At 46.0% G+C, this 22,105-nt stretch carries 20 protein-coding genes; 6 read left to right on the top strand and 14 right to left on the bottom strand.

Annotated elements, in window-relative coordinates; all coding sequences use genetic code 11:
• Nucleotides 1-59: 59 nt before the first annotated feature.
• Nucleotides 60-611 carry a divergent PAP2 family protein gene (locus AC1MEO_RS18410; RefSeq protein ID WP_480333214.1) on the bottom strand — a complete coding sequence of 184 codons (552 nt, stop codon included), beginning with the start codon at nt 609-611 and terminating at the stop codon, nt 60-62.
• 273 nt (nt 612-884) lie between these two features.
• On the opposite strand from AC1MEO_RS18410, the gene AC1MEO_RS18405 reads away from it, so the two are divergent.
• Together AC1MEO_RS18405 and AC1MEO_RS18400 are read left to right on the top strand one after the other, a co-directional pair.
• Nucleotides 885-3,578, top strand: coding sequence for a YfhO family protein (locus AC1MEO_RS18405; RefSeq protein ID WP_480333212.1), 2,694 nt, complete (start codon nt 885-887; stop codon nt 3,576-3,578).
• 47 nt (nt 3,579-3,625) lie between these two features.
• Nucleotides 3,626-4,060, top strand: a complete 435-nt coding sequence (locus AC1MEO_RS18400) for a GtrA family protein (RefSeq protein WP_480333210.1) — start codon at nt 3,626-3,628, stop codon at nt 4,058-4,060.
• Nucleotides 4,061-4,222: 162 nt separating this feature from the next.
• On the opposite strand, the gene AC1MEO_RS18395 is transcribed toward AC1MEO_RS18400, so the two are convergent.
• From AC1MEO_RS18395 to AC1MEO_RS18370, 6 genes are all read right to left on the bottom strand, one after another.
• A complete protein-coding gene (locus AC1MEO_RS18395; RefSeq protein WP_480333208.1) occupies nt 4,223-5,371 on the bottom strand; it encodes a S8 family peptidase in 1,149 nt (382 codons plus the stop codon).
• A 148-nt stretch (nt 5,372-5,519) separates the two neighbouring features.
• On the bottom strand, nt 5,520-7,196 hold the full coding sequence (locus AC1MEO_RS18390) for a glycerol-3-phosphate dehydrogenase/oxidase (RefSeq protein ID WP_480333206.1): 1,677 nt from the start codon (nt 7,194-7,196) through the stop codon (nt 5,520-5,522).
• 549 nt (nt 7,197-7,745) lie between these two features.
• A complete protein-coding gene (glpK, locus tag AC1MEO_RS18385; protein ID WP_480333204.1) occupies nt 7,746-9,248 on the bottom strand; it encodes a glycerol kinase GlpK in 1,503 nt (500 codons plus the stop codon).
• Nucleotides 9,249-9,270: 22 nt separating this feature from the next.
• Entirely contained in the window at nt 9,271-10,104 is an 834-nt protein-coding gene (locus tag AC1MEO_RS18380) for an MIP/aquaporin family protein (protein ID WP_480333201.1), read from the bottom strand.
• Between the two features lie 181 nt (nt 10,105-10,285).
• Nucleotides 10,286-10,831 carry a glycerol-3-phosphate responsive antiterminator gene (locus AC1MEO_RS18375; protein WP_480333199.1) on the bottom strand — a complete coding sequence of 182 codons (546 nt, stop codon included), beginning with the start codon at nt 10,829-10,831 and terminating at the stop codon, nt 10,286-10,288.
• A gap of 32 nt (nt 10,832-10,863) precedes the next feature.
• Nucleotides 10,864-11,139, bottom strand: coding sequence for a YciI family protein (locus AC1MEO_RS18370; protein WP_480333197.1), 276 nt, complete (start codon nt 11,137-11,139; stop codon nt 10,864-10,866).
• Between the two features lie 307 nt (nt 11,140-11,446).
• On the opposite strand from AC1MEO_RS18370, the gene AC1MEO_RS18365 reads away from it, so the two are divergent.
• On the top strand, nt 11,447-12,154 hold the full coding sequence (locus tag AC1MEO_RS18365) for an MBL fold metallo-hydrolase (protein WP_480333195.1): 708 nt from the start codon (nt 11,447-11,449) through the stop codon (nt 12,152-12,154).
• Between the two features lie 60 nt (nt 12,155-12,214).
• On the opposite strand, the gene AC1MEO_RS18360 is transcribed toward AC1MEO_RS18365, so the two are convergent.
• The 3 genes from AC1MEO_RS18360 to AC1MEO_RS18350 form a co-directional block, all read right to left on the bottom strand.
• Complete coding sequence (locus AC1MEO_RS18360; RefSeq protein WP_480333193.1) at nt 12,215-12,760, bottom strand: GNAT family N-acetyltransferase; 546 nt, start codon at nt 12,758-12,760, stop codon at nt 12,215-12,217.
• A gap of 59 nt (nt 12,761-12,819) precedes the next feature.
• A complete protein-coding gene (locus AC1MEO_RS18355) occupies nt 12,820-13,464 on the bottom strand; it encodes a flavin reductase family protein (RefSeq protein ID WP_480333191.1) in 645 nt (214 codons plus the stop codon).
• A 244-nt stretch (nt 13,465-13,708) separates the two neighbouring features.
• Entirely contained in the window at nt 13,709-14,692 is a 984-nt protein-coding gene (locus AC1MEO_RS18350) for a glycosyltransferase family 2 protein (RefSeq protein WP_480333189.1), read from the bottom strand.
• Nucleotides 14,693-14,865: 173 nt separating this feature from the next.
• Between AC1MEO_RS18350 and AC1MEO_RS18345 the strand changes: the two genes are divergently transcribed.
• The 3 genes from AC1MEO_RS18345 (at nt 14,866) to AC1MEO_RS18335 (ending at nt 18,279) form a co-directional block, all read left to right on the top strand.
• Nucleotides 14,866-16,401: a glucosyltransferase domain-containing protein gene (locus tag AC1MEO_RS18345; protein ID WP_480333187.1), complete on the top strand. Its 1,536-nt coding sequence runs from the start codon at nt 14,866-14,868 to the stop codon at nt 16,399-16,401.
• 259 nt (nt 16,402-16,660) lie between these two features.
• Complete coding sequence (locus AC1MEO_RS18340) at nt 16,661-17,836, top strand: DUF2157 domain-containing protein (RefSeq protein WP_480333185.1); 1,176 nt, start codon at nt 16,661-16,663, stop codon at nt 17,834-17,836.
• Nucleotides 17,833-18,279 carry a GDYXXLXY domain-containing protein gene (locus AC1MEO_RS18335; RefSeq protein ID WP_480333183.1) on the top strand — a complete coding sequence of 149 codons (447 nt, stop codon included), beginning with the start codon at nt 17,833-17,835 and terminating at the stop codon, nt 18,277-18,279. Before AC1MEO_RS18340 ends, AC1MEO_RS18335 begins: the two co-directional genes overlap by 4 nt.
• 64 nt (nt 18,280-18,343) lie before the next feature.
• Here AC1MEO_RS18335 and AC1MEO_RS18330 read toward each other — a convergent pair whose 3' ends face one another.
• The 4 genes from AC1MEO_RS18330 to AC1MEO_RS18315 form a co-directional block, all read right to left on the bottom strand.
• The gene (locus AC1MEO_RS18330) at nt 18,344-19,048 is read right to left on the bottom strand and encodes a CpsD/CapB family tyrosine-protein kinase (RefSeq protein ID WP_480333181.1); all 705 of its coding nucleotides are present in this window, start codon (nt 19,046-19,048) and stop codon (nt 18,344-18,346) included.
• A 4-nt stretch (nt 19,049-19,052) separates the two neighbouring features.
• Nucleotides 19,053-19,778, bottom strand: coding sequence for a YveK family protein (locus AC1MEO_RS18325; protein ID WP_480333179.1), 726 nt, complete (start codon nt 19,776-19,778; stop codon nt 19,053-19,055).
• A 265-nt stretch (nt 19,779-20,043) separates the two neighbouring features.
• Nucleotides 20,044-20,757: a sugar transferase gene (locus AC1MEO_RS18320; RefSeq protein WP_480333177.1), complete on the bottom strand. Its 714-nt coding sequence runs from the start codon at nt 20,755-20,757 to the stop codon at nt 20,044-20,046.
• A gap of 19 nt (nt 20,758-20,776) precedes the next feature.
• Nucleotides 20,777-22,102: a UDP-glucose dehydrogenase family protein gene (locus AC1MEO_RS18315; protein ID WP_480333175.1), complete on the bottom strand. Its 1,326-nt coding sequence runs from the start codon at nt 22,100-22,102 to the stop codon at nt 20,777-20,779.
• Nucleotides 22,103-22,105 lie beyond the last annotated feature (3 nt).

Genomic DNA, 22,105 nt, shown 5'->3' with positions numbered 1-22,105 from the left:
TTTCGCACCGCACAATCTGGACAAAAAAATACAGCCATCCCAAAGGAATGGCTGTATTTTTAATGGGATCGTGTTAATCGACGGCTGCGGCCGTCGTATGGCAATTGTGCTCTTGAGCGTCCTTCTTTTTCTTCAATTTCACGCACGCGGTTTTCAATCGCCGCCGAAACCAATCCCATGATGGTGCCGAAAGCTGCACCTGCAACCACTTCAACAGGCTGATGTCCAAGTAATTCCTTTAATTCTTTTTCACGTTGAACAAATTCAAAACTCGGGAATTCTCCGGAGAATTTCACGAAGCTGTCTTCTAAATCGTTGACCAGCCGTGCGATTTCACCTGTATGACGGCGTATGCCCTGTGCATCGTACATGACGATGACGCCGAATACGATAGCCAATGCTGTCTCTGTATGACGTGCGCCTTTATTGGCAGCTACATAGGATGCCAGTGCTGACACGCCTGCCGAGTGGGAGCTTGGCATGCCGCCTGTCGTAAAGGCCTGCCTCCAATCCCATTCCCCTGTCACTGTTTTATGGGTGACAATCTTCAAAGCTTGCGCCACTCCAATTGCACTTAATGAGGTAATCATTCCCCGGTTCATCTTTCTCATCTGCTCATCCTCCAGTTTCAGCCTGGCAACCATACAGTTGCCGTTCAATATACTTCTTTACCCATTATCGCAGGAGAATATGTAAGTATGTGCTAAAATACCGGAATTATTTCTTTGGAACAATCCCAATGGATCCATGTCCTTTAACCTCCAGAATATAATACCGCTCTTTCTCCCGGCAAGTGCAGATAAATGAGCGAGTTTCCTGTATATTTATAGCTAATCCAGTGATCATCCATTTTCTACTAAACATCTAAATGAGGTGTCGTTTTCGTGACAAAAAAATTCGATTACTATTTGATCCTGTTAGCCTTTGTGGTTGTCTTCATGGGAAGTTTGATTTTTTACAGGATTCCGGCCAACGGCTTTTTCTTCATTTCCTTGGCTGGCGATACATTCAACCAATATGTCCACTTCTTCAATTTGTTCCATGATCTTGTCAGAAGCGGAGAAATGCCGTTCTGGTCTTGGAGCTATGGTCCTGGCGGCAGTTTTTGGAATGATTTCGGCTACTATATGCTTGGCGACATCTTTATCTGGCCATTGCTGCTCCTGCCAAAAGCCTGGTTTCCAGCAGCATTCATCCCCGTGACGCTCTTCAAGATTTTCTTGATCTGCTTGGGCACTTACCTGCTATTGAAAAAGCTTGGCATCAATAAGAACATCGCTCTAGTGGCAGGCATCACAAACGGATTTGCCTTGTTCAATTTCGATCATTTCTATACCCATTACTTCTTTATGAACGCGACCGTGTATTTTCCATTCATCCTATTAGGATATGAGCGTTTCTTATCACAAAAAAAGCCGGCTCTGTTGTTCGCAGTCCTCGTCCTGGCAAGCATCAGCAATTTTTATTTCCTGTTTATGATTACCCTTGGCCTGTTTTTCTATAGCATATTCCGGTATTTCATTGCGGGGCATACTGAAAAAAATGCTAAAGCGTTCCTATTTTTCCATCTCCGCCTATCGGTTCTGTACTTATTGGCTCTCGGCACTGCCATGATTATTTTTCTGCCTTCAGTTTTCAGCCTGTGGCAATCCAATGCGCTTCACCGGACCGGACAGCCGATCATTGATTTATTCCTGGGCCCCGATGAGGTGATCCGAAAATTGTTATGGCAAGGCGGCATCAATTTCCTACCCCTTATGGTGCTTCCTCTCCTCTTAATCAATGGCTTTAAAAAACAGTTTTGGATTTATGGAATTGCAGCTGTTTTGCTGGTTGCTGCATTGATGGTGCAAAACATTCATTCACTGATCGCCGGGTTCAGTGCCCCCTTCGAATTCAGAGCCTTTTTCATCTTTAATCTGTTCTTTATACTTCTGGGGGCCCGTGTTTTGAATGACCTCAACTTTAAACAGGCAAAAAACAGTGTTTTGCTGATCTTTCTATCAGTTCTTTTCTATTTCTGGCTGGCTGCAAATCCATTCACCCATTACGCGGATTGGATCAACTTGCTGCCTCCAGCATTTGCCCTACTGTTTGTCGCTGGGCAGTTCTTCATTAAGCAACAGATTAAAATTTTCTTGCTGGGGCTCGCTGCGATGGCTGTAATCGCCTATAGTTTCCTGCTGCCACATAGCTTGGTGACCGATTTGATTGCGAAATCGACTGGCGAAGATTCCGCTGAGACGCATAAAGGTGTCTGGGGAGTGCTGCCGTTGATGAATGCGGAACATTACAAGACCTATTTTGATAACGAAGAAATAAAAGAGGGGCTTGCAACACTCCAGGGAGATACGGACCTGTACCGGGTCAACGTCAATTATCCGGGTATTCTTGGGAGTAATGCTTCCATGAGCTTTGGCTACCGATCTTACATCGCCTATCAATCCCTATTGGATTGGAACCTTCAGAAATTTGAAATGGATTTTTTAGCGACTGCCGGCAACCGGCGGCTGAACGTCATCAATGGCTTCGCTTCCAATACCTTTTTAACCACTCTGCTGAACAATAAATACACTGTCTCTTTTGCTGGCCCATACAATACATACGGCTATGAGACAGTCTATGAAGAGGGACAGACAATTATCGAAGAAAATCAATTCTTCCTGCCAATCGGGTTTTTATACGAATCGGCCATGCCGCTATCTGCGCTTGGCGAGCCTTCAGATCCGTTGCTTGATGAGCAGATCCTGAGAAATGCAGTACTGCCGGAAAACCAGTTTGAAGCATCAGGCCTGACACCGGACACATCAATCGCCGCTAAAACGATCGGCTCTTTAAGGGATGCCGTTTTTGATGATAATACCCGTATAGAATTCCGCTCCGATGGCATTTGGGCAGCTTCTGAAACGCCAATTGAGGTGACCATTCCAGTCCAGCCTCACCTCCTTTCAGAGTTGACTGTCTATGCCGATATCCTTCCCGATACAGAGAATAATGGGCTGACCGTACAAGCCAGCAATAATCGCGGAGCCAGCTATGTCCTCCAAAAGAACATGCGCTCCAACCGCTACGTGATTGACCAATACAATTACTTGGAAGCGAAAAACCAAGTGCTGTTCCGCTTCGGCATGGATTCCGGTACCGACACCATTCAATTGACCATCCAGCCTGGAGAGTTCTTATTGAAGGATATTCAAGTGAATGCTGTGGAATACAAAATATACGAAGAAATCGTCAGCGGATATCAGGAAAACAGCCTGCAGGATATCGACTTTGGCAATAATTACATAACCGGCCGTTATGCCGCTGAAGAAGACGCTGTTTTATTTTTATCGATTCCTTATTCAAAGGGCTGGAAAGCGAGCATTGACGGGCAGCCAGCCGACACTTTCCCGGTCCACTCAGCCTATACCGGCATACTTGCCCCTTCCGGTAATCACGCTGTTGCGCTAAAATATAGACCGGAAGGATTCGCAGCCGGTTTATTCATTTCCCTGCTGAGTTTTCTAACCGCCGTTTTCCTGTATATCCATGAGCGCGGCTTATCAAATAAAAAAAGCTCCACTATGCAGCAATGAACTTTTGCTGATTATCAAACTACTTATAAGAAAGAATGGGGAATTCCATGAAGAAATTGTTATCAAAAGACTGGCGCAGCATTCTCATGTACCTGATCATGGGTGGGTGGACAACTGTCGTCAATATCGTCGTCTACTGGATCTGCGAAGAGCAGTTCAATCTGGATTACCGCATTTCAACAACCATCGCCTGGCTGTTCGCCGTCGTTTTCGCTTATCTTGTCAATAAACGCTATGTCTTTAAAAGTGTCACCACCAATTGGCGCGACCGTTTTGCAGAAATGAGTTCTTTTTTCGGATTTCGCGTCCTGTCTTTTTTCATGGATTTGGGCACCATGATGGTGTTGGTCGGATTGCTGAGCATGAACGGCACCGTCTCCAAAATTTTGGCCAATGTCATTGTGCTGGTTGCCAATTACATCTTCAGCAAGAAATTTATTTTCAAGGACCGCAATGCCCCCGTCGCGGAAAAAGTCCACTAATACAAAAAAGCCGGATCAGGAACTATCCTGATCCGGCTTTTTCAGCGTTCCATAAGGCCTCTCCATGCCTCTAAGCAGCCTGAAGAGATAACGAACATCCAGAACTGCAGATAGACCCCACGAAGAAAGTTCCCGCAGCTTTTCACTTGTTCCTACTGTGAATTATTTCAAGGCTTTTTTGGCATTGACGCGGCCGTGGCCGTAAACATCGTCCCTGCCTGCTTTCCCTAAATCATCCGAAGAAGAATACAGCCGTTTTTCGATTTCCTTGTTGCTCAGGGACGGCTTTTGGGCTTTGATCAATGCCGCTACTCCCGAGACGATCGGTGCTGCCATGGATGTCCCGCTCAATGGGCCAAACTGATTGTATGGCAATGTGGAATAGACATCCACTCCTGGAGCTGTAAGATCAACGGCCGGCCCTTTATTGGAAAACAGGGCACTGACGTCTTTGCTGGTTACCGCCCCTACCGCTATGACATTGTTCAAAGAAGATGGATAATGAGCGTTGCGCGTTCCGCCATTTCCGGCGGCAGCCACAATGACTATGCCCCGTTTATGCGCTTTTTGGATCACCTGATTTAAAGCTTCACTATAGAAATACGACCCCAGACTCATATTGATGATGTCGACATCCGCCGCAATGGCATATTCAATGCCATGAATCAAATCAGAGGTGTAGCCGTATCCCCCATTGTCAATGACATCGATTGGCATAATCTTTGTCGCCGGCGCTACTCCTGCCCCCCAAATACCGTTGTCCGCTGAAGCGGCAATCAAGCCCGCAACATGTGTACCATGTTTGCCAGGACTAATGGTTCCCTTTTTTTTGCTTAGAGCATCGTATGGGGCAATAAACTGGTTTTTTAATTCCGGATGCGTCACATCCATCCCATCATCAATTACCGCTACGACGACTTTCTTCGAACCCCGAGTCTGTTTCCAGGCGGTACTCGTCTGAATCTGTTTATGATGGTATTGCCGAGCAACCAATTCTGGATCTTTCGATTTGGAGGCGGCAAGTTCAATCTGGTAATCCGGCTCGACAAATTCGATATCGTCCCGTTTTTTCAACTCTGCCATATAAGCATCCATGGATTCGCCTTCTGGCACTTCCAATGCCGCCATCTCCGCATTTCCGTTTTCATCAGTTGCCGCAACTTCCGCCGCCGTGAATCCCGCTTGTGCCTCTTCCTTAAACTTCACAATCACCCGCTGCGGATCTGTTTCTGCAAAGGCTTTATTGCCATTAACCATGGAGGTCGTGAACATCAACAGCAAAACTGTAAAAAGACAGATGATTTTTTTCATAGCCATTCTCCATCCCGTTTTATAGTCTGAATATTATGTGAAATAAGATATTTTTATTAATTATAAACCTATAAGTTTTATTTTCCAAGCCCATATGAAAAAAATCCCATCTGCCATCTACTTAATGATGGCAAACAGGATCTTTATTTCAGTTTAAACTTTGAGAAGAAATTTCCACAGGATGAACGGCTTCGTACAGCAAGCCATCCAATTCAGCGCGGTAATCCGCAGCCTGTTGTCCGGTCCATCCAAGTGTGCTGCCCATATAAGCGTTAACTGCTTCTTTATGCGCATGCACCCAGTGGATATCAAAGAACAACGCGCCGGTACGGCGAATAAAGAAGTCGATCGGCTTATAGGCCGCTTCGTATTCCATTGAGTAACGCAGCATCGCGTAGACCAGCGGATCGAGTCCGGCACGTGCCGCTTCTTCCAGCCCGGTCGTGTAGAAGTGCAGAACTTTATCAACATTCGCGCCGTAACGGTTGACCAGCATCTGCATGGCGTCCTCGGTCAGCCCCATGCTTGCGGCTTGATGGATGCGGTCAGCCATAAAGGTTTCAAAGCCTTTCGAGCCGCCCACTTCGCCTCCGGAAATCGGCAGGCGTTTGGTCGAGCTTTTCGGATAGTTGATGCCTTCTTCTTTCTTCAATTGTTCTGCCACCAAGTTGATGATGCTTTCGCCCATTTTACGGTAGCCGGTCAATTTGCCGCCTGCAATCGAAATCAACCCGGAATCCGATACGAAGATTTCATCTTTCCGTGAAATCTCGGACGGATCTTTGCCTTCTTCGTGAATCAACGGACGCAAGCCAGCCCAGCTGGATTCGATATCCGCTTCAGTAATTTTCACTTCCGGGAACATGAAGTCGATCGCTTTCAGGACATAATTGCGGTCCTCCAGCGTCATGGTTGGATGCGCAATGTCCTGTTTATAGACCGTATCTGTCGTCCCCACATAGACTTTGCCTTGGCGCGGAATCGCAAACGCCATGCGGCCATCCGGCATATCGAAATAGATTGCCTGTTTCAACGGGAAACGGCGGCCATCAAAAACCAGGTGAATCCCTTTTGTCAGCTGAAGGGTTTTGCCGAATTTCGAGTGGTCTTTGTCGCGCAATGTATCGACCCATGGCCCTGCCGCATTGACGATTTTTTTCGCGAACAATTCATGGATGGTGCCGTCGATCTGGTCTTCCAATTGAACACCGACTGTTTTGCCATTGTCATAGATGAAGCTTTTCACTTTCGTATAGTTCATTGCAATAGCGCCTTTTTCAACAGCTTTTTTCATGACTTCCATTGTCAGCCGCGCATCGTCGGTTTTGTACTCCACATAATAGCCGCCGCCTTTGATGTCTTTTTTCTTCAATAAAGGCTCACGGCGCAAGGTTTCTTCCTTGCTCAGCATTTTGCGGCGTTCGCCTTTTTTGACGCCCGCCAAAAAGTCATAGACGCGCAAGCCGACGTTGGTGCTTAAGGGGCCAAATGTGCCGCCTTTATAAAACGGCAGCAGCATCCATTCTGGAGTTGTCACATGCGGTCCGTTTTCATAGACGATTTCACGTTCCTTGCCGACTTCGGCCACCATTTTCACTTCGAATTGCTTCAGGTAACGCAAACCGCCGTGAACCAATTTAGTGGAGCGGCTGCTTGTGCCTGCCGCGAAATCCTGCATTTCCACAACGGCTACATTCATGCCGCGCACACTTGCATCCAGCGCGATGCCGGCTCCTGTAATGCCGCCGCCAATAACCAGGACATCCAGTTGTGTCTGTTTCATCTGTTCATAACGTTCTTTTCTATTTAAGCTTGAAAATTTCATGATTTTATCTGCTCCTTTTTTGTTTGGGTTGAAGAAATCGCTCCAGGCAGACGCTTTCCTGCGGGCGAAGCACTGAGCCTCCTCGGGCTTACGCCCTGTGGGGTCTCATCACTCCGCTTTCCCGCGGGAGTCGCCGCCTTCCGCTCTTTCTTTTAAATTTCAGGCTGATTCTCATTTTCAAACTTCTATTTACTGCTTAACTAATCAGCTATTGCTAATTACTTCGGAAACGCTTCTTTTAAAATTATTTACTCTTTTTTCTCCATACAGATAGAGAAAATGTATCTTAAAAAATATTAAGTTAATTCTTAGCTCCGGCGCGTCTACGGGCTAGGCGGAGCAAGGAGACGGACGCTCTTCCCGGCTTCTGGTGTGAGCCATGCCTAGAGCGGCCGAAGCGATGTGTAAAAATATCTTCTTAATCTAACCTGTATAGCCATTTCCCCATATAAAAAGAGAGAACAAGGCACAGCTGCAGAATTTATTCTGCAAAACTGGCTTGGTCTCTCATAGTCTCCGGCCGGATATCTCTCGTTATTAACTTGTAGGTTATTTCAGTGGTTTGAATGAACGTGTTGCGGTTACCGCGTTTTTCCAGCCTTCGTAAAGCTTTTCGCTTTTTTCAGCCGGCATGTCGCGTGTAAAGGTTTTGTCGATCTGCCATTGCTTGGCGATCTCTTCTTTGTCTTTCCAGAATCCGACTGCGAGGCCGGCTAAGTAAGCTGCGCCTAATGCTGTCGTTTCCTGGATCATCGGACGTTCCACGGGAACATCCAGAATGTCGCTTTGGAACTGCATCAGCCAATCATTGCCGACCGCTCCGCCATCAACGCGCAAGGTTTTCAATTCGATCCCTGCATCTTCTATCATAACATCAACGACGTCTTTTGTCTGGTATGCGAGCGCCTCAAGCGTTGCACGGATGAAATGGGCTTTTGTTGTGCCGCGTGTCAGGCCGAAAACGGCGCCGCGTGCATCAGTATCCCAGTATGGCGTTCCAAGGCCAACAAAAGCTGGCACCATGTAGACGCCTTCTGTTGATTCGACTTGCATTGCATATTCTTCACTTTCCGGTGCATTTTCTATGATCTGCAGGCCGTCTCGCAGCCATTGGATCGCTGAACCGGCGACGAAGATGCTGCCTTCCAGCGCGTATTCGACTTTGCCGTCAACGCCCCAAGCAAGCGTCGTCAATAATCCATGCTCAGATACGACGCCTTTTTCTCCTGTATTCATCAGCATAAAGCAGCCTGTGCCGTAAGTATTTTTCGCCATGCCTTTTTCAAAGCAGGCCTGGCCGAAGAGTGCTGCCTGCTGGTCACCGGCCATGCCGGCAATCGGTACTTCGTGGCCGAAGAAATGATAGTTGATGGTGTTGGCATAGACTTCGGATGACTGCCGCACTTCAGGCAACATGCTCTTCGGCACTGTCAGGATGTCCAACAGCTCCTGATCCCATTCCAAATCGTAGATATTGTACATCAAGGTGCGGGATGCGTTGCTGTAATCGGTCACATGGACTGCGCCGCCTGATAGTTTATAGACCAGCCATGAATCGATTGTGCCGAACATCAAATCGCCGTTGTCCGCTCCTTCACGTGCGCCTTCGACATTGTCCAGGATCCACTTTACTTTTGTTCCGGAAAAATAAGCATCGATCAACAAGCCTGTTTTCTTGCGGAACAATTCGTTCAAGCCTTGTTCTTTCAAGTCGTTGCAGATGCCGTCTGTTTGGCGTGACTGCCAGACAATCGCTTTGTAGATTGGCTTGCCTGTGTTGCGGTCCCAAACAACGGTCGTTTCACGTTGGTTGGTGATGCCGATGCCGGCAATTTGGCTCGGATCGACGTCCGATTTGCGCAGCACTTCTGCGATGCAAGCTAAAACAGAAGTCCAGATTTCATTGGCATCATGCTCTACCCAGCCCGGTTTCGGAAAAAACTGCTCAAATTCCTGCTGGGCCGTTTCGACGATTTCACCTTTATGATTCAGTAATACGGCACGTGAACTGGTCGTGCCCTGGTCTATGGATAAAATATAATCTTTACTCAAAGCGATCTCCTCCAATAATGGGTTATGAAACGATTTCTTCTTCTAATTTATCAGCGGTTGTCCGCTCTTTTCTCAATTCTACACTTGCCGCACCGAATAAAACCAGAAACAAGGCAACACTCATGCTCCAAAACGGCAAACCGTATGCACCGGTGAACATTGCTTTGTAGAATAAGGCGCCGTAAACACCGCCGAAGATCGGTCCGACAATCGGCACCCAGGCGTACGACCAGTCTGAACTGCCTTTTCCGGGAATCGGCAGCAAGGCGTGTGCGATCCGCGGTCCGAGGTCACGTGCGGGATTGATGGCGTAACCGGTTGTGCCACCAAGCGACATTCCGATTGCCATAATCAATGCCCCGACTATCAATGGATTCAAGCCTTCTGTAAATTCATTGGCGCCGATAAACAGCAGTCCCATCACCAATACAGCAGTTCCGATGATTTCACTGACCAAATTGGAAAAAGGCCGGCGGATTGCAGGAATTGTTGCGAATACAGCAAGTTTTGTTTCTGCATCCTTGGTCCGTTCCCAATGGGGCAGGTAATTGAAGAAGACAATTGCTGCGCCGATGATGGCACCAAGAATCTGTGCTGCGATGTAAACTGGCACTTTAGCCCAAGGAAAATCGCCGACTGCAGCAAACCCAAGCGTCACCGCAGGATTTAAATGCGCTCCTGAAAAACTGCCGACTGCATAAACACCCATTGTGACGGCCAATCCCCAGGCAATTGTAATGAGCACCCACCCGTTATTTTCCGCTTTGGAATCCTTCAATACCACGCCTGCTACTACACCTGCGCCAAAGATGATCAAAATCATCGTGCCGATCACTTCTGCCAAAAATTCCGTCATTGTAAAGAACCCCTTTGTATTTCGTCTTTGAACAGCTTTTGGAAAAACGCAAAAAGACCCACGCTGAACCGAGTCACTCCTCTTTGAGAAGTGCTCATTTCAGTGTGGGTCTCCATTTCTCCAACACAGTTCTTAACTTGTAAATACTAAGTTACCAGTTTGTGAAAACGCTGTCAACGTTTTATAATTCCCAAAGTTCCGGCTGCGATGTTGAAATCGCTTTTGCCCCACCGTCGTAGGCCAACTGGATATCTTCTTTTGTGCGGATCAACCCGCCCGCAATTACCGGAATACCGGTTTTATCGAAAACTTCCTTGATGACTGACGGAATGATCCCTGGCAAAATTTCGATGTAATCCGGCTTTACCTGGTTGATCAGCTTGATGTTATGCTCGAGCGCCTGGCTGTCCAGCAGAAAGAGACGCTGGATCGTCAGCAAGTTATTTTTCTTCGCCAGCGCAATGACATTGCTGCGCGTTGAAACGATGCCGTCGGGTTTGACTTCCCGGATGAGATACTCGAATCCGTAGGCATCCGTCTTCAGTCCCTGAATCAAATCCACATGCAGGATAACTTTCTTGTTGGCTTTTTTCGCTGCCTGCACCAATTGTTTCAGCTGTGCCAAGCGGATTTCCAAAAAGATGATGTATTCGTGGTCACTGTTCAGCAAGCGTTCAAATTCTTTCATATTGCGTAAAACCGGCAAAACGCCGTTTAACTCATGCACCGAGTTTCCTCCTCAACTAATTTCCAGAAGCATTATGTAACATTATCCGCCCAAACCGCTTCCCATTCAAAAATTTCGTGTTTTCGTGCACCTTCGACAACATACGGATCCGTCTTTACCAGCGCTTCACAAGCTTCGAACGATTCAGCTTTATAAATGACCAATCCGCCCGAGCCATCCGCAAACTTGCCGTTCGCTGCGACCCGTCCACTGTTGCGCATTTTTTCCAGAAACGCCAGATGCTGCGGCCGAAACTCCCGGCTCTTGTCAGCGTCTTTCATCGGCAATAATACCGCGAAATATTTCATGACAACGCCCCCTTTCTTTTATTATAAGGAGGAGCATGGAAAAAGTCTTTGATTGCCATGAATTCTTCGTAAATCATCGCGGGTTTTTCCAGTCCATTGGATATACAGTCCATATGCATTAGAATACAGTCCAAACTTCTGGAATACTGTCTAACCCCATTGAAATACTGTCGAAACTGGAGAAATACTGTCCCTGGCGAATAAAACCCATTCCAACAGCATAAATATCGCCTATACCCCGATTCTAAACTTTCCAAAGCGGGTAAACGGGTACTAATATACATTATCTTGAAGGAGCTGATTGGCTGTGCGGATGACGAAAAAAGGACCTGTTTACCAATTGACGTTCATGCCCCGATTTTTCCCGGTTAATTGCTATGTGATTGATGAAGAGACCGGATTGACTTTAGTGGATGCTGCGCTGAGCACCAATGCGAAACAGATTTTATTGTCGATCAAAGTCATGAAAAAACCGCTTACCCAGATCATCATCACCCATGCGCATCTCGATCATATCGGTGCACTCGACGCCATCAAACGCGAATGGCCGGATGCTGTCGTCAGCATATCATCGCGTGATGCGCGTCTTTTGGCCGGCGACACCAGCTTGCTGCCCGGCGAGCCTGATACACCGATCAAAGGCGGGGTTCCCAAAAACATCAAGACGCAGCCGGATCGGTTGTTGGAAGAAGGCGACCGGGTCGGCTCGCTGCAAGTGTTCCACACACCCGGCCACACCCCCGGTTCGATTTCGTTATTGGACACGCGCAATCACTCCCTCCTTGCTGGAGACGCTTTTCAGACACACGGCGGCATTGCCGTATCCGGGACATTCAAAGCCTTGTTTCCATTTCCGGCGATTGCCACCTGGAACAAGCGGATTGCCCTCGAAAGCGCTCGGAAAATCCGCGAGCTGAATCCACAGCTGTTGGCGGTCGGCCATGGAAAAATGGTTGACAAGCCAATGGACGCCATCGATTTTGCCATCTTTGAAAGCGAAAAAAATATTCACTAGAATAGCTTTTATCCTACACAAACCGTTTGCCGGAAAAATTCTCCCGGCAAACGGTTTCATTTATTTCACTTCTTGACGCCCGACACGCATCAGCATGACCGGCCTCGGCTCATCCAGTACTTCGTCGACTTGCCGCGTCTTACGGAATCCTGTTTTTTCATAGGCACGGATGGCCACGGTATTCCGGACATCCGGATCGGTAACACAAGATTGGATTTTTGAATCCTTAAAGATGATTTCTTTCAGAAATTTGTGAAGCACTTTGGATCCCAAGCCTTTATTTCGATAGTTTTTGGCACCAATCAGCACATCCAGTCCGGCGGCTTTATGCAGTTCCTCGTATTTTTCGCAGCCTGGGTAATCGCTCCAATGGTAGGTCTGAATATATCCGATTGGCGTTTCTTCATAATAGATGATGTAGGGTTTTGTTGGGTCCTTGCCCTTGATGCTGTCTGTGAACTCCTGCACAAATTGCCCATACGTGCCTCCATTCAAATAACCCCAAAATCGGGTGGTAGGCGGTTCTTTTGTAATCCAGTCATAAAGCTGCGGCAAATGTTCCCGCCGCAATCGGCGAAAGCTGATTTTCCCTATATCCAAGCCCATCAAAACACCCCTTTCTTATTTTATTCCAACGAATAAACAAAAATGGCACTGACGCTGAATTACTGGTTGCGGGATTTGTCCACAGGTGCTTTCAGGATTTCATCCAACTGTTCAATCGGCAATGAAAAAATCGTCTCCACCGGCGCGTAATTCCCGGCAAGCCGGCCAATCGGCGCCAGCTTTTCCAGGTTGATGCGGCCATTTTCATAGAGCTCGTCTTTGACATGGAATTTAACCAGCTTGCCGATCACCAGATGGTCGTCCCCCAATTGAATGATATCGTGCAATTTGCATTCCATATTGATGGGTGCTTCCAAAACACGCGGCACAGAAACTTCAATCGATTCCGCAGCCGTCAAGCCTGCATAGTCGAATTCATCAATTTCCCTGGCTACATGTTCGCCGCTTTTTGCCATTTCATTAGCCAAGGCGGCAGTCACGATATTGATGACGAATTCTTTGTTTTCCCGGACGTTCTGCAGGGTGTCTTTGACGGTTCCCGTGCGCTCCTCCACACCTTCTCCAACAGAAAATGCCAGCATCGGCGGATTCCGCGACACGACGGTAAAAAAACTGAAGGGGGCTAAATTCGCAAGGCCATCCGACGATATAGTCGACACCCAGGCAATCGGCCGCGGCACCACACTGCCAATCAATAATTTATAATTTTGTTTTGCTGTCATGTTCAGCGGATCAATGATCATTTTCCAGCCACCCTTTCAATTTGTCAGTCTTAAAGATTCTCTTCTTTTCCTTTTCCCTTTCCGAACCGATATAAATCAGGTTTCGGGATATTCCCAACTTTTCAAATCTCCTGTTACCCTCTTCACTAACGGAAGTTTTGCCAAATTGTGACTGCAATTTCATATTCCGCTGGCTTTAATTAAATGGCCAATAAAAAAACCCGTCAATAAAAGCAAAAAGCTTTTATTGACAGGAGTTTACTTTTTATTTTTTTTGCAAGATTTTTTCTTCAGGAGCATTCTGCGATTCGTACTGACGATAATTGGAATAATACTCTTCAATCAGGTAGACCGGACGGCCTTTGGTTTCAATAAAGATCTTGCCCAAGTATTCACCAATGATTCCCAAAGAAATCAATTGAACACCTCCGAGAAATAGGATGACGGACATCATGGATGGATAACCCGGAATCGAATCATTAAAAATTAATGTGCGGAAGAACAGGAAAAGCATGTACAATAAGGCAAAAATAGAAACGAGGATGCCCAGAAATGAAGAAATTCTGAGTGGCAGCACCGTAGAGGAAGTAATGCCGTCAATTGCCAGATTCACTAGCTTCGGGTAATTCCATTTTGTCGTGCCCGCTGCGCGTGGATCACGATCAAACAGGATTTCTTTCTTATTAAAGCCGATCCAACTGAACATCCCTTTCGTATATCGCTGGGACTCCCGAATTTTCTTCAAGGCTTCAATACATTTCCGGTCCAACAGACGGAAATCTCCTGTATTGTTTTGGATGGGAATATTGGAAACCTTGTCTAAAATATTATAATACGAATTGGACGACCATTTTTTGAACCAGGTTTCGCCGGCACGGCTGTTCCGTTTTGCAAAGACATCGTCGTATCCCTGCTCCCAATAGGAGATCATTTCTGGAATCAGTTCAGGCGGATCCTGTAAATCTGCATCGATGATAATGACCGCATCCCCATTGATATGATCAATCCCGGCCAGCATCGCTACTTCTTTCCCAAAGTTCCGTGAAAGATTAATATAAGCAATCTGCGGGTAAAGCTTTGCCAGATTTTTCAGCATTTCAAGCGTGCGGTCCTTGCTGCCATCATTGACAAACAAAAACTCGAATCGATAATTTTCAATTTGAGTAGTTACCAGCAACAAGCGCTCCAGGAGGGTCTCTATGACTTCTTCTTCATTATAAGCAGGAATGAGGATGGTTATTAATTTCATGCATGGCTCACCTTCCATTCTGGACTGTTTACTGCGAATTATATCATATATCGCTATTAATCCCATAGAGCTTAAAGAAATGCCCTATTTTTCCCAAACAAAGTTTGCTATTATTAGAAATGGAATTTATTAACCAAAATTAACTGGAATTATAGATGAGGAGTTAACCGACAATGCCTGAAGAATTTTTATTGAAATGGAAATCAGCCATAAAACCGCAATGGAAAACCGCTTTTCTGTCAGCCACTATCATCGGATTTTTATGCCATATGTTTGTATTCACCAATATCCTTCCAAATCACGATAGTCTGGTCAATACGCATAGCCCGCAGCTCAAAGCGAATCTTGGCCGTTTTTTCTTATCTCCATTAAGCGGAATCAGCTCTTATTTTGATTTGCCCTGGATCAACGGCACTTTATCCATTTTTTATCTGGCTTTAACGGCTGTACTCCTGGTTGAACTCTTCCAATTGAAAAAAACCTTTTCAATTGTTGCAATCAGTGGTCTGATTGTCACATTCCCAACCATTGCTTCCACCTTTTCTTATATGTTTACGGCAGATGGCTATATGCTCGGCTCCCTGCTGACAGTACTGGCGCTGCTCATTACAAAAAAATATAAATATGGATTCGTTCCTGGCTCACTCATCTTTTATCTCGGGGTCGGTGTTTACCAGGCTAATTTGCCGTTCCTTTCGACCTTGATGATCATCTTCTTGATCACTGAAATCATCGGCAGAAAAATCGACTTCCAACAATTGATAAGTTACCTTCTGCGTTTCTTTGCCTTAGGTACTATCGGGATGGCCTTATATGCCATCAATTTCAAGCTTTATACCAGTTTTTTTGCTGGAAACCTCTCAAGCTATCAGGGCTTGGATTCAGTAGGTGACAGCAGCGGCTCCATTTCAGACCGCTTCGAGCAGGTGACCGATTCCTTTTCTATCTTCTTCTTCCGAGGATTTATTTCGGATCTACCCATCAATCTCTTCGAATGGTTGAATATAGCTGTTTTCTTACTAATCGCCATCGGCTTCATTCTGCTGATAGTTCAGAATCGCATCTTCACAAACATCCCGATGATATTCATAGCCTCCGCTCTGCTGTTGCTTATGCCATTGTCTGCCTATATCCTTTATTTTGTGTCGTCTGATGTTGTTTATCATATGTTGATGGTGCTGGGTCTTGTCAGCTTCTATATGCTGCCGGTACTTTTTTATGAACATCTTACCTTACCGACCATGGCCTCTAAAGCATTTTCGTGGCTGTCTCTGGTGATTGTTTTTGCAGTAGTGTTCAACTTCGCCATCATTTCAAATATTGCCTATTTAAACATGGAGGTAAAATACGAAAAATCAACTGCATTCGTTAACCGCCTGATCAGCAGGGTTGAACAAACCGAAGGCGTGACACCAGAATCCAAACTGGCGTTGATCGGCCGTGTACAATTGGAGTCATCGCTGACTTCCAGGGTGATTCCTGAGAATATACCGAGAATGACAGGTCCTCTAGGGGATAGTATCATTCCACTTCCTTATCATTACAGTGCCATGATGAAAGATCATTTTGGCGTCAATTATCAATTTATTTCCGAACAGGAACGCCAAGAAATTGCAGGATCTGAATGGTTTGCAGAGATGGAGGCATGGCCATCTGCAGATTCGGTTCGCGTCATTGATGATGTTGTCGTTGTGAAGCTGCAGGAATAGGAAAGTACCAGACGCGGATGTGCCTCTCCGCTGTCTGGTACTTTCTTTTTATCTCGCTTTAGCGGGCGGTAAAAGTCAATCGGATCGTGCCGACAGGATATCAGCTGCATTAGTGTTTCCACAGGGCGCGCCGCTTTTCTTTAATAAAGAATTGAGTAAAGTATAAGTGAACGAATTATCTGTTCATTTACTAGTATTTACCTATCCCGAATGATGATTTGGGGATATAATGGAGAAAATAGACGAAGGAGGAGCGACTATGGACACAGAGCAAAAACTGAAGCAATGGCAACAGGCTGGATTGTTGGAGCAAGAAACTGCCGAACGGATTTTGGCGTTCGAGAAGCGTCAGCCTACGCCAAGAAAGCTGCCGCTGCTTTTGATGATTGGTTTGATTTTCCTATCGCTGGCGATCTTCAGTTTTATTGCAGCAAATTGGCAGGCGATACCGGATTTGGCAAAAGTGCTGTTGATGCTGGCTTTGATGTGGCTGTTCTACACTCTTGCTCATTTCTCAGAGAAGAAAGCTTTTGGCTCTCCCCTACTTTTTAGGGTGATTGGGCTTGCGATGTTCGGTGCTGCACTGCTGACAGCTGCCCAGACTTTCCATTTCCCGCTGGCAAATTCCGTTTTGCCCTGGGCGATGTTCATAGCAACGCTCGCTCATTATTTTTACTGGAAGCATCTGATTTATTCTGTTATCGGATTCTTCTTTGGCGCCTCTGTCCTGGTATCATTTATGCCCGACATCGGATGGCTGGAATGGATCCTCTTTATTGCCGTTACAGTGGTGTGGTTCTATTTCAGCAAAGAATTTGCACCTGTGGCTTTCAGTTGGATCCTGCTGTTCGCTTCCGGGTTCATGCTATGGGGACTGGTTGATTATGACAGCTTGGTATGGCCAATCTGGACCTTGTTCGCGCTTGTGCTGCTGCTCCTCGTCGTTCCCGAAAACAAACAGCAGATGATTCGGCCGCTTTACCTAATCACAGCAGGTATGCTGCTTGTGGTGTATTTAGCTGTTCGCGGACAAACCTTCATCGAATTGGTCGATGAAAGCCATGTAGGAGAGGCTATCGCTTTGGCAATTGCTGGTATCGGCGTGCTTATTCTGAGTTTTTTCAAATTTCGCTCTCTCATGTGGATCGCTATTGCCGGCGCTATCGGATTGCTGCTCTTTGATGAAACGGCAATCGGCTTGGCAGTGGTTGCTGAATTGTCGGCACTTGCTTACCTGATTATTGCCCAGCGCCAAAATAAACCATTGGGATTGGGCTTTGTCTACTTCATCATTGTGCAATTTGTCATTTACATCATTTATGCGTGGGAACGGCTCGACATGTCCCTGTTCTTCCTGATTGGTGCTTTACTGTTGTTCCTTCTGTCGGCTGTAGCCTGGTGGATTAATCGCAGGAAAGAAGGTGTCACGCCATGAAACCTTGGCTCTTCCCGATCATTCAAACTGTCGTTGTCGCAATTTTGCTCGTGAGTTACTACGCAGCATCCTGGTTCGGCGAACAATATGTCCTAAGAGCCGAACCTTTCGATCCGTTTGATCCGTTTTATGGTGAATATGTTATGCTGCAATACCCCGATTTGCAGTCGACTTCCATCACGGAAGACGGCCCCGTTTATTTTACTTTAAAAGAAGCGGATGATGGCTACGCCGTTATCGACCGCATTGAAGATAGACGCTTTTTCGGCGCTATTGAAGGATCCGTTTACGACGGCAGCGTCACTGCTCCCCAACTGCAGCAATTTTATGTAGAACAGGGATTGGGACCGGAACTTGAATTAGCGCGTGATCTGCAAGTGACGATCGACGTCTCCAGCTGGGGCACCATCCGCCCGGTTGACTTGCAGGAACGATCCGAATAAAACCTATAAAAAAAGTTCAATCAGCCGCTGATTGAACTTTTTTTATAGGCTTTATTGCCCTTCATTAGCTATCCGCGCCATCATACTGCGCATAGGCAGCGTCTTTTTCAACCTTGGCATTATTGATTACGACTCCAATCAAGCGGGTTTTCTTCGAAGCCGTAATCGCTTCTTTCGCTTTGATCGCATGCTCTTTTTCTGTCTTCCCTGAATCCACCACCAGAATGGTGCCTTCGCATTTATTTGCTAAAATCACACTGTCGGTGACCGCTAAAACCGGAGGTGTATCAAAGATCAGCAAATCATACGAATCCAGCGCCTGCTCGAACAGCAGATCCATATTATTCGAACTCAACAATTCTGCCGGATTTGGTGGAATGGGACCGCAAGGCAATAAATCTAGATTTTCGATTTCAGCTGATTGAATCGCCACTTTCAATGCAATTTGGCGAGCCAGTACATTCGATAACCCTCTGGAATTATTGAGTTTGAATGTCTCGTGCATGGTGGGTTTTCTCATATCTGCATCAATGAATAATACGCGTTTGCCTTCCTGAGCAAAGACAACCGCTAAATTTGAGGCTGTAGTCGACTTGCCTTCTGAATGGGAGGCTGAAGTGATGGCCAACGACCGGGTTTCTCCATCTGGAGAAGTAAAGTGGATATTCGTCCGCAGCGTCCTGAACTGCTCAGACACGCGCGATCTAGGATTGGTAAAGGCAATCAACTTCCTGTTCTTCACTTCAGCTTTGTCCTTCTTTTTCACCATTTATTTACGCCTCCCTGCGTTTAAAGGCAATCGGTTCATTTGCCGGGATGTCTTCTTCTTCATTCATCGGCGAGATGGCCCCCAAGACCGGAAGCCCCAATACATCCTGAATATCCTTCTCGTCTCTGAGAGTCGTATCCAAATACTGCAAAATCATGGCGATGATTGTACCCGCCAGAAGACCGGCAATTGCACTCAACATAATATTCAGTGGAGGGTTTGGCGATACCGGTGATTGGTTTTCCATGACAACAGCCGGCGACAAAATCGATACATTGTCGACATTCATCAACTCGATAATTTCTGTTTGAAAAACTTCCGCAGTTTGATTCGCGATTTCAACAGCTATTGCAAGGTCTGCATCTTCTACTACGATATTCAGCAGCTGCGAGCTTTCCGCAATTTCTACAGTCACTTTGTTCTGCAGCTCTTCATAAGACATTTCCAATCCCAACTGGCTGATGACTTGTTCAAGTATGACCGGACTTGTAATGATTTCACTGTATGTCCCGACCAACTGCAAATCCGTTTCGATGGTTTGGGTGTCAGGTCCTGTTTCAATCTGCTGCTGGCTGATCAGGAGCTGGGTAGACGTTTGATAGATTGGTGTCATCAAGTAATAGGATATCAATGCTGTGATGATCATGAATACAATGGCAATGGCCAGTATCAAGCGAATCCGACTTTTTAGGATCCCATAAACTTCACGCAGGCTGATGGTTTCTATCATTTCGCCATCCCTCCTTTCAAGTAGAAATTCATGAGCGACTTTAAGTGGCAGCTCCGGCCAGGTTATACTGTCCAACTCATTCAAATTTCTTTTTCTGCTCAAAATGTGGGACATCAATGTGAATGATTGATGTCCCACATTTTGAGCCTATTGCCCATTGTCATCGGCGATGGACTTATGTAAATCCCATACGCTGAATGCCCATATCTCAACCACTGAATGCTTGAAGCAGAAATGATTCGCCTTACAAATTCCGTGCTTTCCATCAATAGGCGTCTTTAGAACCGAACAGCACCAGGACGGTTTTGAAGATCAGTTTAATATCCATCATCGTATTTCGATTGCGGATATAATCCAAATCCATTTCAACCCATTCCTGAAAGCTGATATTGCTTCTTCCGTTGACTTGCCAAAAACAAGTCAAACCTGGAGTTACGCTGATGCGTTGCTTTTCATAATTTGTGTATTGGGCTACTTCGTCGGGCAAAGCGGGTCTCGGGCCTACAATGCTCATGTCCCCTTTCAACACATTTACCAGTTGAGGCAATTCATCGATGCTTGTTTTTCTGATGAATTTCCCTATATTCGTAATTCTCGGATCACTTTTGATTTTAAAAACTGGTCCTGAGGCTTCATTCTGCTGCAGCAAAGAGGCTTTCAGATCTTCCGCATTGCAGACCATCGACCGGAACTTATACATGTCAAAGGTTTTGCCATGCTTCCCAACTCTTTTTTGTTTGAAGAATACCGGTCCAGTGGGATCTTCCATTTTAATCATCAGGCTGACAAGCAAGAGCAAAGGAATCAATAGGATGATTCCCACTACCGAACCGGCAATATCCAGAAAGCGCTTGGTATATAAATAACTATTGCTGGTATTTGTTTTTACGCTTTCAAATACCCTTTCGCTGTATCTTGTATTTACATCCATTTTTTCTTTTTCAGGAGCAGACACTGACATTTGAATCACCACTTTCATCTTAAATTCCCGTTATAGATCAGATGGATGCTGCTCCAACCAGTTTGGCCGCAGCGGGTCTGCCGATTGAATGGTATTCGATCCCATTGTTTTCCATTGCTTTTAATGCGAAGCAATTTCTCCCATCAATAACGAGTGGTTTCTTCATGTTGCTGAACACCGTCAGCTCGACATACTTGATTTCATCCCAATCGGTTAAGATCAATGCAGCATCACTGCCCTCAACCGCGCTTTCAATTGACTCAGCATATTGAACCCGTGGATTCAGGATGGATTTGGCATTAACCATCGCAATCGGATCATATGCCACAACTTCTGCTCCCTGCTTGATCAATTCTTCGGTGACCAGGATCGAAGCCGATTCCCGCATATCGTCTGTGTTCGGTTTAAAAGCGAGCCCCAACACAGCAATTCTTTTACCTGAAATGTCAGGAATACAGTCGTTTAATTTGCTGATCAATATCTTTTGCTGCTTTTTATTGACATTGACCACGCCTTTCAGCAATTCAAACTCATATTCAACATTCCCAGCGATTTGTATCAAGGCTTTTGTATCTTTTGGAAAGCAGGATCCACCGTAGCCGATTCCCGCTTTTAGAAATTGGCTGCCGATTCGTTGATCCATTCCCATGCCTGTTGATACGTTCTCTACATTGGCCCCCAATAGTTCGCAGATATTGGAGATTTCATTGATAAAGCTGATTTTGGTTGCCAAAAATGCATTTGACGCATACTTGATCATTTCAGCACTTTTGATATCCGTTTTAAAAATAGGTACTCCAAATGGCTCGTTAATCTGTTCAATTACGTTGAAAGCATGTTCACTTTCTGCACCGATCACGATTCGGTCTCCATGAAACGAATCATAGATGGCAGAGCCTTCTTTCAAAAATTCAGGATTTGAGACGACTTCAACCTGCAGATCCTGTTTTAAATGGGTTTGGATGATCTTTTTAATCATGCCATTCGTGCCTACAGGAACCGTGCTTTTTGTGACAACAATGACGTCCCGCTCGACATTTTCTGCAATGTCCTGGGCGGCCTGCGCGACAAAACATAAATCAGCAGAGCCGTCTTTGTTTTCCGGTGTTCCCACGGCAATATAGATAACGTCCGCCTGATGCAGCCCGTCCCGGTGAACGGTTGTAAAACTCAAGCGCTGTTCATTGATATTTTTTGTCATCAATTCACTCAAGCCAGGCTCGTAGATAGGAGAGATGCCCTGCTTCATTTTTGCGACTTTGTCTTCGTTGACATCAATGCAGACTACCTGATGGCCGATTTCAGACAAACTCACACCTGTTACCAATCCGACATATCCAGTTCCGATTACAGCTATCTTCATAGG

It is taken from the genome of Planococcus sp. BI3 (assembly GCF_056680115.1).
The sequence above is the reverse complement of the archived record's forward strand: the minus strand, read 5'-3'. Positions and strand labels throughout refer to the sequence as shown.

What these genes read in the sequence shown, in the direction of transcription:
- AC1MEO_RS18350 (WP_480333189.1), bottom strand. Translation starts at nt 14,692, where the DNA reads ATGAAATTAATAACCATCCTCATTCCTGCTTATAATGAAGAAGAAGTC.
- AC1MEO_RS18360 (WP_480333193.1), bottom strand. Translation starts at nt 12,760, where the DNA reads ATGGGCTTGGATATAGGGAAAATCAGCTTTCGCCGATTGCGGCGGGAA.
- AC1MEO_RS18370 (WP_480333197.1), bottom strand. Translation starts at nt 11,139, where the DNA reads ATGAAATATTTCGCGGTATTATTGCCGATGAAAGACGCTGACAAGAGC.
- AC1MEO_RS18345 (WP_480333187.1), top strand. Translation starts at nt 14,866, where the DNA reads ATGCCTGAAGAATTTTTATTGAAATGGAAATCAGCCATAAAACCGCAA.
- AC1MEO_RS18335 (WP_480333183.1), top strand. Translation starts at nt 17,833, where the DNA reads ATGAAACCTTGGCTCTTCCCGATCATTCAAACTGTCGTTGTCGCAATT.
- AC1MEO_RS18325 (WP_480333179.1), bottom strand. Translation starts at nt 19,778, where the DNA reads ATGATAGAAACCATCAGCCTGCGTGAAGTTTATGGGATCCTAAAAAGT.
- AC1MEO_RS18340 (WP_480333185.1), top strand. Translation starts at nt 16,661, where the DNA reads ATGGACACAGAGCAAAAACTGAAGCAATGGCAACAGGCTGGATTGTTG.
- AC1MEO_RS18355 (WP_480333191.1), bottom strand. Translation starts at nt 13,464, where the DNA reads ATGATCATTGATCCGCTGAACATGACAGCAAAACAAAATTATAAATTA.
- AC1MEO_RS18330 (WP_480333181.1), bottom strand. Translation starts at nt 19,048, where the DNA reads ATGGTGAAAAAGAAGGACAAAGCTGAAGTGAAGAACAGGAAGTTGATT.
- AC1MEO_RS18400 (WP_480333210.1), top strand. Translation starts at nt 3,626, where the DNA reads ATGAAGAAATTGTTATCAAAAGACTGGCGCAGCATTCTCATGTACCTG.
- AC1MEO_RS18380 (WP_480333201.1), bottom strand. Translation starts at nt 10,104, where the DNA reads ATGACGGAATTTTTGGCAGAAGTGATCGGCACGATGATTTTGATCATC.
- AC1MEO_RS18395 (WP_480333208.1), bottom strand. Translation starts at nt 5,371, where the DNA reads ATGAAAAAAATCATCTGTCTTTTTACAGTTTTGCTGTTGATGTTCACG.
- AC1MEO_RS18390 (WP_480333206.1), bottom strand. Translation starts at nt 7,196, where the DNA reads ATGAAATTTTCAAGCTTAAATAGAAAAGAACGTTATGAACAGATGAAA.
- AC1MEO_RS18410 (WP_480333214.1), bottom strand. Translation starts at nt 611, where the DNA reads ATGAGAAAGATGAACCGGGGAATGATTACCTCATTAAGTGCAATTGGA.
- AC1MEO_RS18315 (WP_480333175.1), bottom strand. Translation starts at nt 22,102, where the DNA reads ATGAAGATAGCTGTAATCGGAACTGGATATGTCGGATTGGTAACAGGT.
- AC1MEO_RS18320 (WP_480333177.1), bottom strand. Translation starts at nt 20,757, where the DNA reads ATGAAAGTGGTGATTCAAATGTCAGTGTCTGCTCCTGAAAAAGAAAAA.